The sequence below is a fragment of the Acinetobacter towneri DSM 14962 = CIP 107472 genome (genome assembly GCF_000368785.1).
Lineage (GTDB): Bacteria > Pseudomonadota > Gammaproteobacteria > Pseudomonadales > Moraxellaceae > Acinetobacter > Acinetobacter towneri.
Genome location: NZ_KB849691.1, coordinates 34,234 through 49,773, shown reverse-complemented (window position 1 = coordinate 49,773; position 15,540 = coordinate 34,234). Strand labels below are relative to the sequence as shown.

The 15,540-nt window shown below is 44.4% G+C and carries 15 protein-coding genes; 5 read left to right on the top strand and 10 right to left on the bottom strand.

Annotated features, from left to right (window positions below; translation table 11 throughout):
* The first annotated feature begins 47 nt into the window (after positions 1-47).
* Positions 48-1,481, top strand: coding sequence for a sigma-54-dependent transcriptional regulator (locus F947_RS11140; RefSeq protein ID WP_004975695.1), 1,434 nt, complete (start codon positions 48-50; stop codon positions 1,479-1,481).
* Positions 1,482-1,530: 49 nt separating this feature from the next.
* Here the strand turns inward: F947_RS11140 and F947_RS11135 are convergent, their stop codons facing one another.
* From F947_RS11135 to lptF, 4 genes are all read right to left on the bottom strand, one after another.
* Positions 1,531-2,694 (bottom strand): S41 family peptidase, encoded by a 1,164-nt coding sequence (locus F947_RS11135; protein ID WP_004975690.1) that lies wholly within the window; start codon positions 2,692-2,694, stop codon positions 1,531-1,533.
* A 24-nt stretch (positions 2,695-2,718) separates the two neighbouring features.
* A complete protein-coding gene (gene gpmI, locus F947_RS11130) occupies positions 2,719-4,266 on the bottom strand; it encodes a 2,3-bisphosphoglycerate-independent phosphoglycerate mutase (RefSeq protein WP_004975686.1) in 1,548 nt (515 codons plus the stop codon).
* A 145-nt stretch (positions 4,267-4,411) separates the two neighbouring features.
* Positions 4,412-5,482 carry an LPS export ABC transporter permease LptG gene (gene lptG, locus F947_RS11125; protein ID WP_004975683.1) on the bottom strand — a complete coding sequence of 357 codons (1,071 nt, stop codon included), beginning with the start codon at positions 5,480-5,482 and terminating at the stop codon, positions 4,412-4,414.
* 1 nt (position 5,483) lies between these two features.
* Entirely contained in the window at positions 5,484-6,584 is a 1,101-nt protein-coding gene (gene lptF / locus F947_RS11120) for an LPS export ABC transporter permease LptF (RefSeq protein ID WP_004975682.1), read from the bottom strand.
* Positions 6,585-6,742: 158 nt separating this feature from the next.
* Here lptF and F947_RS11115 point away from each other — a divergent pair, with 158 nt between their 5' ends.
* From F947_RS11115 to F947_RS11100, 4 genes are all read left to right on the top strand, one after another.
* Entirely contained in the window at positions 6,743-8,191 is a 1,449-nt protein-coding gene (locus F947_RS11115) for a leucyl aminopeptidase (RefSeq protein ID WP_026438395.1), read from the top strand.
* Positions 8,184-8,591 (top strand): DNA polymerase III subunit chi, encoded by a 408-nt coding sequence (locus F947_RS11110; RefSeq protein ID WP_004975678.1) that lies wholly within the window; start codon positions 8,184-8,186, stop codon positions 8,589-8,591. The genes F947_RS11115 and F947_RS11110 overlap by 8 nt, the downstream gene beginning before the upstream one ends.
* A gap of 48 nt (positions 8,592-8,639) precedes the next feature.
* A complete protein-coding gene (gene blhA, locus F947_RS11105) occupies positions 8,640-9,260 on the top strand; it encodes a cell division protein BlhA (RefSeq protein WP_004975677.1) in 621 nt (206 codons plus the stop codon).
* A gap of 144 nt (positions 9,261-9,404) precedes the next feature.
* Complete coding sequence (locus F947_RS11100; protein WP_004975675.1) at positions 9,405-9,623, top strand: hypothetical protein; 219 nt, start codon at positions 9,405-9,407, stop codon at positions 9,621-9,623.
* A 109-nt stretch (positions 9,624-9,732) separates the two neighbouring features.
* On the opposite strand, the gene F947_RS11095 is transcribed toward F947_RS11100, so the two are convergent.
* From F947_RS11095 to F947_RS11070, 6 genes are all read right to left on the bottom strand, one after another.
* Entirely contained in the window at positions 9,733-10,278 is a 546-nt protein-coding gene (locus F947_RS11095; RefSeq protein ID WP_004975673.1) for a VTT domain-containing protein, read from the bottom strand.
* A gap of 123 nt (positions 10,279-10,401) precedes the next feature.
* Positions 10,402-11,061 (bottom strand): riboflavin synthase, encoded by a 660-nt coding sequence (locus tag F947_RS11090; RefSeq protein WP_004975671.1) that lies wholly within the window; start codon positions 11,059-11,061, stop codon positions 10,402-10,404.
* A gap of 34 nt (positions 11,062-11,095) precedes the next feature.
* Positions 11,096-12,388 (bottom strand): DNA adenine methylase, encoded by a 1,293-nt coding sequence (locus tag F947_RS11085; protein ID WP_004975669.1) that lies wholly within the window; start codon positions 12,386-12,388, stop codon positions 11,096-11,098.
* Entirely contained in the window at positions 12,385-13,488 is a 1,104-nt protein-coding gene (gene ribD / locus F947_RS11080) for a bifunctional diaminohydroxyphosphoribosylaminopyrimidine deaminase/5-amino-6-(5-phosphoribosylamino)uracil reductase RibD (protein WP_035311054.1), read from the bottom strand. Before ribD ends, F947_RS11085 begins: the two co-directional genes overlap by 4 nt.
* Before the next feature lie 36 nt (positions 13,489-13,524).
* Positions 13,525-13,983 carry a transcriptional regulator NrdR gene (gene nrdR, locus F947_RS11075; RefSeq protein WP_004975665.1) on the bottom strand — a complete coding sequence of 153 codons (459 nt, stop codon included), beginning with the start codon at positions 13,981-13,983 and terminating at the stop codon, positions 13,525-13,527.
* A 140-nt stretch (positions 13,984-14,123) separates the two neighbouring features.
* A complete protein-coding gene (locus tag F947_RS11070) occupies positions 14,124-15,533 on the bottom strand; it encodes an ammonium transporter (RefSeq protein ID WP_004975664.1) in 1,410 nt (469 codons plus the stop codon).
* Positions 15,534-15,540 lie beyond the last annotated feature (7 nt).

Below are 15,540 nucleotides of genomic sequence, written 5' to 3'. Positions count from 1 at the left end.
CTTGTTGCTGTGGTTTTGATTTAATTTTGTGTGGTTTTGGGGAAAATATGCACGCTGTTCAACCTTTGGTTTTATTGGTCGATGACGAAGAAGACCTTTGTACCCTCATGCAGATGACTTTGGCACGTATGGGGATTCAAACCCATGTCGCGTATCGTTTAGCACAAGCCAAGCAATTATTGGCAGAACATCAGTACGATGCTTGCTTAACCGACTTAAACCTGCCCGATGGCAATGGCTTGCAACTGGTTGAATGGATTTCCGAACAATATCCGAATGTACCTGTTGCCGTATTGACCGCCTACGGCAATATGGATATTGCGATTGCTGCTTTAAAAGCAGGTGCATTTGACTTTGTCAGCAAGCCTGTCAATCAAATACATTTACAGCAACTCCTTGAAAAAGCACTGAATAAACCTTTCGACACCACCGATCATCACAGCCAAGATCAGCTTGAATATAAAATGTTGATTGGGCAGTCTTTGCCTATTCAACAATTGCGCAGCACCATCAAAAAAATTGCGCGCTCGCAAGCGCCTGTATTTATTACAGGCGAATCGGGTACGGGGAAAGAAGTTGTCGCCAATTTGGTTCACCGTTTAAGTAACCGCAACGAAGGACCATTTATTGCAATTAACTGTGGTGCAATCCCCACCGAACTCATGGAAAGCGAGCTATTTGGACACAAAAAAGGTAGCTTTACAGGAGCGACTCAAGACAAACAAGGTCTGATTCAATCTGCACATGGTGGCAGCTTATTTTTAGATGAAATTGCCGAACTGCCACTGAGCATGCAAGTCAAACTGCTGCGTGCCGTTCAGGAAAAGCGCATCCGTCCTGTGGGTTCAGATAGTGAAATTGATGTCGATTTTCGTGTGATCAGCGCCAGTCATCAGGACTTAGAAAGTTTGGTTCAGCAAGGACGTTTCCGTCAGGATTTATTCTTCCGTATTCACGTGATGGATTTGGTCTTGCCTGCCTTGCGTGAACGTGGACAAGATATTCTGTTATTGGCAGACCACTTCATTCAAAAAGTTGCACAAGAATGGGACATTCCTGCCAAACAACTGACACCTCGTGCCCAGCAATTTTTATTAGAACAGTACTATCCGGGTAATGTGCGTGAGTTACGCAATATTATTGAACGTGCCATTACCCTGAGTGATGATGATGTTATTGATCTCAAACACTTACAAACCGCACCCTTGCGCCAATTCAGTATGAGCAATACAGCAACCACTGAATCACAACCTACAGCAGAAACACCACAGCAGATCGTGACAGATGTATTGCTGACAGGACGCAAACTGCCTGAAGAAGGTTTAGAAGCCTACTTGGAAAAAGTAGAAAAAGACATTTTACTGAATGCGCTGCACCTGACCCACTGGAACCGTACGTTGGCAGCAAAAAAATTGGGCATGTCTTTCCGTTCTTTGCGCTATCGTCTGAAAAAGTTTGGATTAGATACTGAAGATGAGTAAACGCTAAACAATGAAGACTGTCTAAAAATACGTGTTACTCAGATGAGACTTAACGGCGGCTCAGCAGTAAATCTGCCACATGCTCAAGATAAGCCTCTTCTTTCATTTCAGGACTTTGAATATATTGCTGATTCGGCTGAATCCCAACCCCTTCAATCATTTGCTCGCGTGGGGTGTAATAATGCGAAACCGTCATTTGTAAGGCAGCACCATCGCTAAGTGGGAACAGTTTTTGCACCACCCCCTTGCCATAACTTTTTTCGCCCATCACCCAAGCGCGTGAATGGTCTTTTAAAGCACCAGTAAAGACTTCTGCCGCAGATGCAGAGCGATGATTAATCAGTACTCCGACTTTTAAATTTTGAAATTCAAAGCTAGGTAACGCCTGAAATTGTTGATCGCCTTCAGAACGACTTTTGGTCGATACAATCACACCCTGATTTAAAAATAAATCGGCAGATTCCACCGCAGCAGACAGTAAGCCTCCTGGGTTATTACGCAGATCAATCAATACGGCTTTTAAGCGTGGCGTGCTATGTTCTTCAATTAAGCGTTTAATTTCATTGGCGGTGTCTTGCTGAAACACACGTACCTTTAACAACAAGACCTGATTAGAAAGCATCTGCGCCTGAATATCGGTTTCTACTTTTTTGTTGCGTACCAACATAATTTCAGGCTGATTGGCTGCACGTTGTACGCTTACAGTCGATCCCACTGAGCCTGTGAGCAGGTTATTGACCTGATCTGCACTCAGCTTTTTCAGTTCTTGGTTATCAATTTTAAATAGGCTGTCGCCATTCTTCAGCCCTTGTTTAGCCGAGTCGGCATTGGCACTTAAATTTTGAATGACCCAATGTTGCTGGGCAGCGTCATAGCGCAAAGTAAAATCAACCGAGGCCAAGTCGCCTTCGGTATATTGTAAAAGTTGTTTATATTCTTCAGCAGTTAAATAGCGTGAATAACGGTCTAAACCGCTCACCAAGCCACGAATGGCTTGCTGAAACAAGGCATCATCACTTTTTTCAGTCACATAGTTGTCTTTGACAATGCCATAGATTTGTACAAATTCCTGTATCGACTCTACAGGCACATCGACATAGTCCTGTTGTAGTGTAGGGCCATCTAACTCCCAATCTGGCGCAGCCCAAACACTCGAATGACTGGCACACAACACGCTTGCCAACACAACCGCATAAATTTTGTGAGCCGTCATTCCATCATCTACCTGTATCGAGGGTTATGCCTGTAAGCGAATTAAGTTGCGACCTTGCATATCTGCTGGCACTGGCAATTGCATCAAATTCAATAAAGTTGGTGCAACATCTGCCAACACACCACCTTCCAAAATGGTGGCCTGAGTTGGGCCTACATAAATGAATGGCACCAATTCAGTGGTGTGCTGAGTATGTACCTGACCACTGTCATAGTCTTGCATTTGCTCGACGTTACCATGATCAGCTGTAATAATCATGTGACCTTGTTTCGCCATCACCGCTTCATAGACACGACCCAAACAGGTATCTACTGCTTCCACTGCTTTGACAGCTGCATCAAACACACCAGTATGACCGACCATATCGCCATTGGCATAGTTCACCACCAACAAATCATATTCACCTGAATTAATGGCTGCAACCAGTTCATCAGTCACTTCATAAGCGCTCATTTCAGGTTTTAAGTCGTAGGTTGCTACGTTTGGCGATGGAATCAGGATACGTTTTTCACCCGGATATTCATCTTCACGACCACCACTAAAGAAGAACGTCACGTGTGCGTATTTTTCAGTTTCAGCAATACGCAATTGTGTTTTGCCCAAGTCTGATAAATATTCACCAATCGAGTTTTTCAAATCTTCTGGCATGTACGCCACTGGCGCAGCAATGCTGGCTTGATAACGGGTCAGCATCACAAATTTAGACAATTGCGGCACAACTTTACGTTCAAAACCAGCAAAATCCTGTTCCACAAAGGCTTTGGTCAATTCACGTGCACGGTCAGCACGGAAGTTCATAAACACCACGCTGTCGCCATCTTGAATTTTGGCAATTTCACCAATACGGGTGGCTTTAACAAACTCATCGCTTTCATCTGCCGCATAAGCCGCTGCCAAGCCTTCAACCGCAGTTGCCGCAGTGCGTACTGCCTCACCTTCGGTAAGTAGACGATAGGCTTGTTCTACACGATCCCAACGGTTGTCACGATCCATCGCATAGTAGCGACCAATCAGGCTGGCAATACGACCTTGATTTGGATATTGTGCAAATAATGCGTCCAGTTTTTCCAAAGAAGGCTGCGCGCTTTTTGGTGGCGTATCACGGCCATCTAAAAAGGCATGTAGATAAACTTTTGCACCACGTTTTAATGCCAATTCTGCCATCGCCACGATATGATCTTCATGCGAATGCACACCGCCTTCAGACAATAAACCAAGCAGATGCACTGCACCGTTGGCTGCTTTGGCTTTTTCTACCGCATCGACCAACACTTCATGTTCAAAGAAAGCGCCTGTACGAATGTCTTTGGTAATACGGGTAAAGTCTTGGTACAACACACGTCCTGCACCCAAGTTCATGTGACCAACTTCAGAGTTACCCATTTGACCATCTGGCAAGCCCACATCTTCACCTGAACCAGAGATCAAACCATGCGGATGCTTTTCCTGCATAGCAGTCAAATTTGGTCGTTTCGCTGCTAAAAACGCGTTGTCTTCGACCGCTTCGCGATGACCCACACCATCCATAATCACCAATACGTGAGGGATTTTGCCAGCAGTTGCATCCGCCATAATCAATACTCTTTTTCGTCTACAAATTAATCATGCTATCTTAACGAATTTTGCGTCAAGACTCTATGTTCAGAAGATGGTTTCCGCCACTGATTCAGATAGGTTTACCCAATCATACGGAAAAAGCAGCAGCATCGGTCCGCACTTAACGCGCACGATGCAGTAAGTAACCGCCGATGACAAACATTAAAATAATAGGGATAAATACGAACCACGCAGGCGATGGTGCATAGACCAAGCTGGCATAGCCCAAGAAATCTTGCAAATAAAAGAAGGTTAAGCCGACAAATAAAGCAATCACCAAACGGAAACCCATAGATTGCTGACGTAACGGCCCAAAAATAAAGGAGCAAGCAATCACCACCAAAGCAATCAGCGCAAAGGGCGCACCAAGTTTTTGCCAAAACGCCAATTGGTAGGTTTTTGGCACTTGGCTGTATTCATGCATATAACTCATGAAACTGACCAATTGACTTGGGGATAAATCTTCAGGGTCGATGGTGACCATGTGCACATATTTCGGTTGCAATGCTAAAGCCAAAGCCTGTTCGCTGTTTTTAGCTAAAGTCGCGTTGCCCGCCTGCAAAATATCCATCTGTTCAGTTTGATTGAGCAACCAACTACCGTCTTTAACAAACTGTCCCTGATCTGCAGACAATGTACCACGCAAGCGATAATTATCATCAAAATCGACCACTTGTACATTTTTGAGCTGCCCTTGGGCATTGGCGTAGTCAATATAAATAAAACGATTGCCTTCGCGCGACCAATAGCCACGAACTTCACCCAGCTCAGCGACGCTACGGTGACTTTTAACACTTTTGGCTTGTTCATTGGTGTATGGAATCACCCATTCACTGAGCACAAAAGACAGCAGTACCAATACCATGGCGGAACGAATCACCCATCCCACAATACGCCACAGGCTAATCCCTGCAGAACGCATCACAATCAATTCGCTGTTGGATGCCAACGTACCCAAGCCTAACACTGCGCCAATCAAGGCAGAAATCGGCAAAATTTCATAGAGATAATTTGGCGCACCCCACAATACATACAGCAATGCCTGCCATGCACTATAGTTTTCATTGAGTGAACCCAATTCGCCTAAATAGGTAAACAACACCTGCAAACCAGACAAAATTGCCGTTGCACCAAACATAGCCAGTGCAGTGGTCTTGGTGACGTGTTTTGCAACTATACGACGTGCCAACATCTTAAGACCTCACTCGCTGAATTTGCTGCTTAATTTTAGGTGCTAGTTTTTGTTTACGTGAGAACAAGGCTGCCGCAATCGCATAAGCCAACAACACCAACGGATAAGCAATCATGCCCATTTCTTGTTTGCTGATACGGGTTTTAACCGCCATGAGCGCCACAATCAAACTGGCGAAAATTAACAAGGCAGGAAACAGTTTTAAATAACGCCCCTGACGCGGACTAACTTCTGACAATGCCACGGCTAAAAACAACGCCACCACAATCGCAAAAGGCACAAAAATACGCCATCCCAGTTCACTTGCGACCACAGGGTCTGCACGGTTTTTCCAAAGTTGCGAGGTGGTTAAGGCTTCTACTTCGGCACTTTCAAATTTAGCTTCTTTGTCATTCTCTAAACGTAAACGATAACTTTGGAATTCTGCCTGTGAATATTTGGCTGTGCCCGGAAATATTTCATAACGACGCCCTTCGACCAAATCCACCACATTGGCAGGATCATTTTCCAACTCTACCCGTGTCGCTTCTTTTGCCAGAATCATGACATCAGGACGACCTGCTTTTTCTGCACGTTGATAAAAGAAAATATCTTTCAGGTTTTTACGATCTTCGGACAGATCGCCTGCGTAAATGGTATATGGCCCTGAAGAAATAAATTCTTTGGGTCGCACCAAATCAAAACCTGTGCGTACTGCCTGACTGGTGGTCAATGCTTCAAACTGACGCAGTCCCCACGGTGATGCCCACAGCATTAAGAAACCTTGAACGATTAGAAATACCAAGGTCATTGGCACCAATAAACGTGCCAGTTGATGCCGACTCACACCACTACTATTGAGCACCGCCATTTCATGGTCGACATATAAACGACCAAATACCAGCATCAAACCAATAAAGAAACCCAAAGGTAAGATCAGCGTCAAAAATTCAGGCAAGCGATAGCCAATGATGCTGAATAAAATACTCGCATCCAAACGCCCTTGTGCCGCCACGCCAAAATACTTGATCAAGCGACCACCCATCATGATCAAAGTCAGTAAGGCAATCACAACCAAGGATGTCGACACAACTTGCTTGACCAAATAACGCCGAATAATCAAATTATTTCTTCCAAAATGTGAGGGAATCCAATTCGCGTTAGTTTACCTGAATGTTGAAAATATAAAACCTATCGCCTTGTTATACATTGAAACTCGACGCATAAAAATGTTTCAATGGTTGCATAGTTTGCACATTTAGATAGGCATAAAATCCAGTGATTAAATTTAGCTTAAGTCCCTCATTCCAAGAACACAGCGCGAGTGAATCTTTGTCAATTTTAGTGGCTGCAGAACAGGTGCCACAGGCAACTGCTGCTTATCAAATCAAGGATTTAGACAGCATTATTCAAGCGATACAATTTAAAGCAGGCTTTAATGAAAGTTTAAGTTTGGTGGCTAGCGTTGTTGAATGCGCCAATAGCAACCTGATCGGTTTGGGTAAAACCGAAGAATTACCAGCCGCAAAGCTGGCAAAAATTGCACAAAGCATTATCAAATCTTCACAAAAAAAATTTAAACAGATCAGCATTGACTTGTCTGCCCTGCCTAGCGAGCTGCATTATGTATTTGCACTCAGCCTGACCCAAGCAGCCTATGCTTTTGATGAATACAAAAGCAAAAAGAATGAATTTCAGCTTGAACAAATCCATTTCATTGCCAATAACAGCCCACTCAGCGCAGATCAACTTCAATTGATTGAAGCCATGCAATCGGGTCAAAACATGGCACGTGACTTGGGCAACCGTCCGGGCAACATTTGTTTCCCTGAATATTTGGCAGAACAAGCTCAAGCACTTGCGGCAGAATATCCAGACCTACTCAAAATCACCATTTTAGATGAAGCAGAAATGGCAGAATTAGGCATGGGCGCTTTCCTTGCAGTCAGTCAAGGTTCAGATCGTCCAGGGCGCATTATTAGCCTCGAATATCAAGCACAGCGTGATGAAGCACCTGTGGTATTGGTCGGTAAAGGCATCACCTTTGATACAGGCGGCATTTCACTCAAACCCGGCTTAGGGATGGATGAAATGAAATTTGATATGTGTGGTTCTGCTTCAGTTTTAGGCACCATGCGCGCGCTATGTGAAGCACGTTTACCTATCCATGTGGTCGGCACCATTGCTGCGGCTGAAAATATGCCTTCTGGCAAAGCAACACGTCCGGGCGATATTGTGACCAGTATGAGCGGTCAAACCATCGAAATTTTAAATACCGATGCCGAAGGTCGTTTGGTACTGTGCGACACCCTTACCTATGTGAAACGCTTCAACCCTGCATTGGTGATTGATATTGCTACTTTAACAGGTGCTTGCGTGGTTGCACTCGGTTCAGTGCTTACTGGTATGTTTAGCCCAGACGATGAACTGGCAGCAGAATTGGAAGCTGCAGGACAAACTGCATTTGACCGTGTATGGCGTATGCCCGTGATTGACGATTACCAAGAACAACTGGATTCACCATTTGCCGATATTGGCAATATTGGTGGGCCTAAAGCAGGTTCAGTTACTGCAGCATGCTTCTTGCAACGCTTTACCCGTGACTATCGCTGGGCGCATCTAGACATTGCAGGCACTGCATGGAATTCAGGCAGCAATAAAGGTGCAACAGGTCGTCCTGTACCGTTATTGATGCAGTTCCTCGCACAACGTGCAAGCAATAATGGCTAAAGTTAGCTTTTATTTGTTTGAAAAAAGTCCTGAACGGCAAGTGGAAAGCACTTGCCGTTTATGCCGCAAAATTTTGCGGCAGCAGGCACGCATTTGGCTGCATTGCCCTGATCCAGAGTTACAGCAAATATTGGATGAGCGTCTGTGGAGTTTTGATGCCAGCAGCTTTATTCCACATGGCATTAACCAAACACAGGCCAACGTGTGTATTTCTGCCGAATTACCGCAGCAATCGGACTGGATTGTGTTTAATTTTAACAGTCAGGCACTTGAAGCCTATGCAAAATTTAGTCACATTATTGAGATTATTGAAAATCACGAAGCAGCCAAAGTGCTTGGACGTGAAAAATTTAAACAATATCGACGTTTGGGCATAGAACCACAGACGTTTAAGCTTTAATTTTAAAACGTTTTTTTAAAAATACTGCTCAAAATAAGGAGAGATGCGGTGACTTTAAATGTCGGCTCAGATTTTAAACAGCGCTGGTTAACCGCGCCTCAGGCTGTGCGCCAGACATTTATGGATGATCTGCATCGAATTTGTGAGGTCTTGCAACCTGAAACGCAATTACACAACTGGATTGCAGAAGATCAGCGCGCTCAGCAACAATCACAGGAAAAAATTGAACAAGCCTATGCTGACCTGAAAGCACGTTTGATTGAAGAAGCACGGCAACGTCGCCAATTGGCACTCGAACTCAAATTAGAACAGCAACGTGCAGAACAAGCCGCTTATGCTGCACAGCTACAGCAAGATGAAGCGCAACGCTTTGCAGAACAAACTCAAGCACTTGAGTTGATGCGTCAAAGTCTGGATCAGGAAATTTCAAACTATACTGCACGTTATGAGCAAAATCCTGAATTACCTGCAGTGACTTTTAATCAAGCCGCAACTGCGGTAAGTGATGATCAAATTGTTTCTGAACTTGAAAGTGTACGTTTGCGTTTAGAGCTAGAAGCCGAAACTCAAATTGAGCAGGCGGTAACGATCTTTCGTGCGCGACTACATGCTGCAGCCCAAGAAGAAATTGACTATATCTTAAAAAATTCAAATTTTTCTAAAGAATAATTTTACTTTTTATCCCCAATTAGCCCAAAGTCTTAAGCCCAATGTCATCAAAATGAAATAATTTTGTCACATGATAGTCATCCAGAAAAAGTTGAATTTTCAACTTTCATCTCCTTTAATGACTTTTGTAATCATGGGTTTCAAATGGATATCTTGACGAAAATTTCAGGCAAAATCGACCATCTTAATACGGGCGAACAGTGGAGTATTCGTGCTCAGGATTTATGGATCAGTCGTGCAGATTTCCAATCATTAAGCATGTACTTGTCTAAAGAAGCGGAAAAGGGGGAGTTTTCAATTCAAAGTAACGATACTTTTAGCCCGCGCTTGGGTGGCACAGAGTTAATTGTCACCAAACACTAAAACTGAACCAGATCAAAAGTCCACACGGTGGGCTTTTTTTGTGGCCATCAATCCACTTTTTTAGTTATCGCGGTGGATTTAGAATAAGAAAATAGAAAAAATGAGGAATTTAAATCCAATCACCCAACCAAGACAAAATATTACCCAAGCCATAACCTATTGCCATTAAAGAAAAAATCCATACGGCAGCACCCACCACATTATAAAAACTAAAGGTCGCCAAAGGCATGTGCCCTGACCCTGCAGCAAATGGTGCAAATGAACGAACAAACGGTATAAAACGCGCCATTAAAATAGTTTTGCCACCATGTTTCATAAAATAATGGTTGGTTTTGACAATATATTCAGGTTTGAAATAACGTGAATGTTGATGAAAATACTTCACCCCTAGAATTCGTCCAGTGTAATAGTTGACGCTATATCCCAAGACCGCAGCGACAAAAAGTAAAATCCCCATATAGTGCAAATGCACCACATCGGTGGTGGAACACAAGGCACCAATTGCGATCAGCAAACTATCGCCTGGTAAAAAGAACATGAACACAGAACCTGTTTCTGCAAAAATAATCAGAAACAAAATGGCATAGATCCACAGACCATAATTATCGAGTAATAATGGCAGCCAGTGTTCCAAATTCATTAAAAAATCAATCATCTACATTAAACCAAAGGGGTGTTTATGATGAAAAAAACATCTTTATCTTTTTAATTATCCCTAAAAACAAAAAAACAGTCTAATTTTTCAATCAGACTGTTTAAATTTCATTCGGCTCTGTGCTTATTTTAAAAAGCCATTTTCAGCCAAGAATTCCATGCTAATTTTAGATTGCTGCGTAGTTTCTGCAGCTTTATCACCCAAGAGCAAACGCTCAATATAACGCGCCAAGACATCCACTTCTAAATTGACCTTGCTGCCAACTTTCCATGTGCCAATATTGGTACGCTCTGCCGTGTGTGGAATTAAATTCAGACTGATAACACTGCCGCGTAAATGGTTAATGGTCAGGCTGATGCCATCGACGGTCACCGAACCTTTTTCTGCCAAATATTTGGCAACTTCTGCAGGTGCAGTCACTTCATAGTAAATTGAACGTGCATCTTCACGTACCAGCGTAATTTCACCGACTGCATCAACATGGCCACTTACGATATGTCCACCAAAACGTGTGGTCGGCAACATGGCTTTTTCGACATTGACAGGCTGACCCACTTTCCATGTGCCTAAAGTGGTACGGTTCAAACTTTCACGGGACACATCTGCGGCATACCAATTGTCGCCCCACTCGATCACAGTCAGGCAAATACCATTGGTGGCAATTGAATCCCCCAAATGCACATCCGACATATCCAAATCGGTCTGAATACGCAAACGTACATCACCGCCCACACTTTGCAGGCTTTCTACTTTACCTAAACTTTCAATAATGCCTGTAAACATAATCTTTTCTCTCATTCACTGAGGATTTGTGGATTTACCACAACGCCAATTGGGTACTCACACCTGAGGTATCTACACCACCCAATTCTGCAAAATGGTAAAGTTGCCCTAACAACTGGCGAATAGGTGGGCCTGACTTGGCATGCGTATCGGTAATCACAATAAATTCCAGCACGCGCGCACGCTCGGACTGACGCTGTTTACTCACGCGATAACGCGGAACATCTTGCGTCAATAACGTCACTCGACCGCGTTTTAAATTGGCTTGCAACAAGTCTGTGGCACTAATATTACCATCGGTAGAATAACTGGTCAGAATAAAACGCGCATTAATGGTGTCCAATAAGGTTTCATACGCCTCTTTGGCGTACTTAGATGAGTTGTATGGACTTGGACGTTCTTTGCGCCATGCACGGTCAATACCACTTTTAAAACCTTTGGTGTCTGGGGTTGGTAAATCGACCTGATCCCATAAGGTTAAGGCATTTAAAACATGATAGTTGCTGCTATAAGCATGTTGATTATACGGTGGGTCTAAATACGCCACATCCACCTCAAAACCACTCATTTGATTGGCAAGATGTTGGGCATCTACACACCACATTTCTGCAGCAGGTTTATTCGGTTCGCCAATGTCACAAAAACGGCTTGGCGTGAGCCACAATAATGATTCTATTCGTTCGAGTGCAGTTTGAGTTTTGCCACCCCAGCCGTGGTGGAAGCTTTTAAACACCCCACTGGTATTACTGACAAAACTGGCAGAGTACAACAACGGCGCCAACAATGCCGACATCTCAACATCATCAATGGCACCCTGCGCTTGCCACGTAGCAATTTGCTGACGAATCGCATCTATGCGCATACCGTTACGACGTTTAAAGAATAAACGGTCACGACTTGGGTCATAAATTTCGTCATTGCGCGGACACAAATTATGCGTCACCCAGCCTTTGACTTCAGGCAAACGGTTCAAATAATCAATGGCTTTTTGATAGCCGCCTAATTCTTTAAACGCAGGTGCTTCAGTGCAGGCCAAAATCGCATGGTTTAAGGCATGGCTGTACGGTTCCCAGTCATTGGCAATCACCCGATAACCATTTTGGCGCGCCAAACGTGATACCACTCCTGAACCTGCAAAAAAATCGGCAAAAATTGGCGCACGACCATTTTTAGGATGCAGCGTTCCTGTCTGTTCAAGTGCTTCTAAAATCAGATGCAGTAAACGGCGTTTATTGCCCAAATAAGGCACTAACTGATGGAATAAGTATTCATCAGTGGTGCGTGCCGCATGACGACGTTTGTGATAAACCGTTGACTCTGAACTCATAGTGTCTCTTGAGAAGGAATTAACCTAAGGCGCACGTCATCACCCAATTGAGTGACGTCGCAAAGTTTAAATCGAAGTTGCTCTGCCATCTGTTCAAATTCTGCATTAAACATGGCACGAGCCGAGCGCCCTAACAATGTAGGTGCCACATAGCTGATCACTTCATCGACCCAACCTTCCTGTAAGAAAGCAGTCGATAAGGTTGCACCCGCTTCAACCAACACATCATAAATTTGATGTTGCTGTACCAATTGGGCAAGTAAGGTGGCTAAAGGTTGCGGTTCCAATTGTAACACGCCCAAAGCAGCCAACTCTGCACGATACGGTCCCATCACCATCACCGTTTCAGGCTGCTGCAAAATTTGTGCGCTCAAAGGCAAACGACCTTGGCGATCTAAAATAATCCGTTTGGGTTGTACTACGCTGTGGATGTCATCTACACCCTCTAAGTGGCGTACATTAAGCAGACAGTCATCGGCCAGTAACGTGTCGATCCCCGTTAAGACTGCAGCAGAAATTGCCCGCCAATGTTGCACATCGGCACGTGCAGACGTGCCTGTGATCCATTTGGATTCACCCGAAGCCATTGCCGTGCGACCATCCAAACTTGAAGCTACTTTTAAACGCACATAGGGCATGCCCGTAGCCATGGCTTTTAAAAAGCCTAAATTTAACTGACGCGCTTCGGCTTCTGCCACACCGACCTCCACCTGAATGCCTGCATCCTTTAAAATCTGAACACCCTTGCCTGCCACCAATGGATTTGGGTCTGGACATGCCACCACCACTTTAGCCACGCCTGCATCAACCAATGCTTTGGCACAAGGTGGTGTGCGTCCATAGTGCGCACACGGTTCCAAAGTTACATAGGCAGTTGCACCACGTGCCTGTTCACCTGCCTGACGCAAAGCAAAGACTTCGGCATGCGGTTGTCCTGCACGCGGATGATAACCTTCGCCCAATAATTGCGCATCTTTAACAATCACACAGCCGACATTTGGATTAGGTTTGGTACTGTATTGCCCCAAACGTGCCAATTCAATAGCACGACGCATCCAAAAAAGATCGTCGGGTGGTAAATTGGAAGTAGATTCAGTCATATTCAGATGTTGTGTGCTTTTTGCTGACATGAGGATTTATTGCTCACGTAACTGCATTTGTTCAATTTGACGACGAAACGCTTCGACATCCTGAAAGTCTTGATACACCGAAGCAAAACGGACATACGCCACATGATCCAGTGCAAATAAGGCCTGCATGACAATTTCACCAATGGTACGTGATTTCACATCGCGCTCACCCAAACGGCGAATTTGTAATTGGATGTCGCTGAGTACAGTTTCTATTTGCTCTTGGGTCACAGGACGCTTTTGTAAAGCATGCATCAGTGAACGACGTAGCTTGGCTTCATCGAAGGGTTCACTTTTCCCATCCGATTTAATCACACGTGGCATGACGACTTCATAACTTTCAAAAGTGGTGAAGCGTTCACCGCAGCCAATACACTCACGACGTCGGCGAATTTGGCAGCCTTCTGCCGCCAAACGTGAGTCAATCACTTTACTGTCTGCAGCGTTGCAAAATGGACAATGCATAGCGGTTAAATTGCACAAATTTGAATGAAAATGCAGTGTAGCAAAATTTCTAAACTTTGTAGAGCTTTACTCAATATATAGAAAAAAAACAGCCCCAAAGGGCTGTTCTACACAATATATTGATTATTGCATTTTCTGAATTATTCGACCCGTTCGCCATGTTGGCTTAAATCGAGGCCCATGCGCTCATCTTCTGCAGCCACACGAATACCGATTGTTAGATCAATTACTTTTAAGATGATGAAAGTCAGTACAGCTGAGTAAGCAATAGTCGCTAACACGCCTTCAACTTGCACCCAAAGTTGGCTCATTAGGTTGCTTGGTGCAGCATCGCCCATAATAAACTCGCTGGCAAAAAAGGCGGTTAAAATTGCACCAACAATACCACCTACACCATGTAATCCAAAGGCATCTAAAGAGTCATCGGCTTTCAGAGCGCGTTTTAAGGCAGTAATCCCCCAGAAACAGACCACACCACCAATTAAACCCATCGCTAATGCACCACCGACAGTCACAAAACCTGCTGCTGGCGTAATCACGACCAAACCTGCAACTGCACCCGATGCAGCACCTAATACAGAACCTTTACCACGTACCAGTTTTTCAACCACAAGCCATGCAATTGCTGCAGCTGCGGCTGCCACTTGCGTTGCAACTAAGGCATAACCCGCTGCACCATTCGCGCCTAAAGCAGAACCACCGTTGAAACCAAACCAGCCCACCCAGAGTAAACTTACACCCAGTACAGTCAAAGTCAGGTTGTGCGGAGCCATAGATTCACGGCCCAAGCCCATACGTTTACCCAACATGTATGCAGCAACCAAACCTGCAACACCAGAGTTAATATGAACAACAGTACCACCAGCAAAGTCGAGTGCACCATCATTGCCTAACCAACCACCACCCCATACCCAGTGGGTAATTGGTGCATAGACCACGACCACCCAAATCGCGATAAAGGCAACAAAGGCACCAAACTTCATTCTTTCTGCAATTGAACCACTGATAATAGCCACAGTAATAATGGCAAAAGTCATTTGGAAAATCACAAATAAAATTTCTGGAATGCTGCCGCTTAAAGCATCTGTGCCAATGCCTGCCAGCATAACTTTATCTAGGCTGCCAATAAAGGCATTACCTTCACCAAAAGCCAAACTATAGCCCACTGCCACCCAGGCAATACTGACCACGGCTGCTGCTACAAAGCTATAAGCCATAGTATTGAGTACATTTTTCTTACGTACCATACCGCCATAAAACAGTGCCAAACCAGGAATGGTCATGAGTAAAACTAAAGCAGTCGAAACTAAAATCCAAGCGGTATCGCCTGTATCTAATACAGCTTCTGGTTCAGCAGTTTCAGGCGTGCTGACTTCTGCTACAGCTGCAACTTCTGTTGCATTTGTTGTTTCGATAGGAGATGTTTCGGCAGTTTCAAGCACTGCAACATCTGAAGATGGAATGGTGGCTGTTGCGGCTTCTTCAGCCCAAGCAACAGAACCACCAAGAAGTGCGCCTGATAGACTCAGCGCGAGTAGCATTTTTTTCATTTGTGTC

Excerpts from the sequence above, each read along its gene's own strand:
- F947_RS11110 (WP_004975678.1), top strand. The coding sequence starts at position 8,184 with ATGGCTAAAGTTAGCTTTTATTTGTTTGAAAAAAGTCCTGAACGGCAA.
- F947_RS11090 (WP_004975671.1), bottom strand. The coding sequence starts at position 11,061 with ATGTTTACAGGCATTATTGAAAGTTTAGGTAAAGTAGAAAGCCTGCAA.
- gpmI (WP_004975686.1), bottom strand. The coding sequence starts at position 4,266 with ATGGCGGATGCAACTGCTGGCAAAATCCCTCACGTATTGGTGATTATG.
- F947_RS11070 (WP_004975664.1), bottom strand. The coding sequence starts at position 15,533 with ATGAAAAAAATGCTACTCGCGCTGAGTCTATCAGGCGCACTTCTTGGT.
- F947_RS11135 (WP_004975690.1), bottom strand. The coding sequence starts at position 2,694 with ATGACGGCTCACAAAATTTATGCGGTTGTGTTGGCAAGCGTGTTGTGT.
- ribD (WP_035311054.1), bottom strand. The coding sequence starts at position 13,488 with ATGACTGAATCTACTTCCAATTTACCACCCGACGATCTTTTTTGGATG.
- F947_RS11095 (WP_004975673.1), bottom strand. The coding sequence starts at position 10,278 with ATGATTGATTTTTTAATGAATTTGGAACACTGGCTGCCATTATTACTC.
- F947_RS11100 (WP_004975675.1), top strand. The coding sequence starts at position 9,405 with ATGGATATCTTGACGAAAATTTCAGGCAAAATCGACCATCTTAATACG.
- nrdR (WP_004975665.1), bottom strand. The coding sequence starts at position 13,983 with ATGCATTGTCCATTTTGCAACGCTGCAGACAGTAAAGTGATTGACTCA.
- lptG (WP_004975683.1), bottom strand. The coding sequence starts at position 5,482 with ATGTTGGCACGTCGTATAGTTGCAAAACACGTCACCAAGACCACTGCA.
- F947_RS11140 (WP_004975695.1), top strand. The coding sequence starts at position 48 with ATGCACGCTGTTCAACCTTTGGTTTTATTGGTCGATGACGAAGAAGAC.
- F947_RS11085 (WP_004975669.1), bottom strand. The coding sequence starts at position 12,388 with ATGAGTTCAGAGTCAACGGTTTATCACAAACGTCGTCATGCGGCACGC.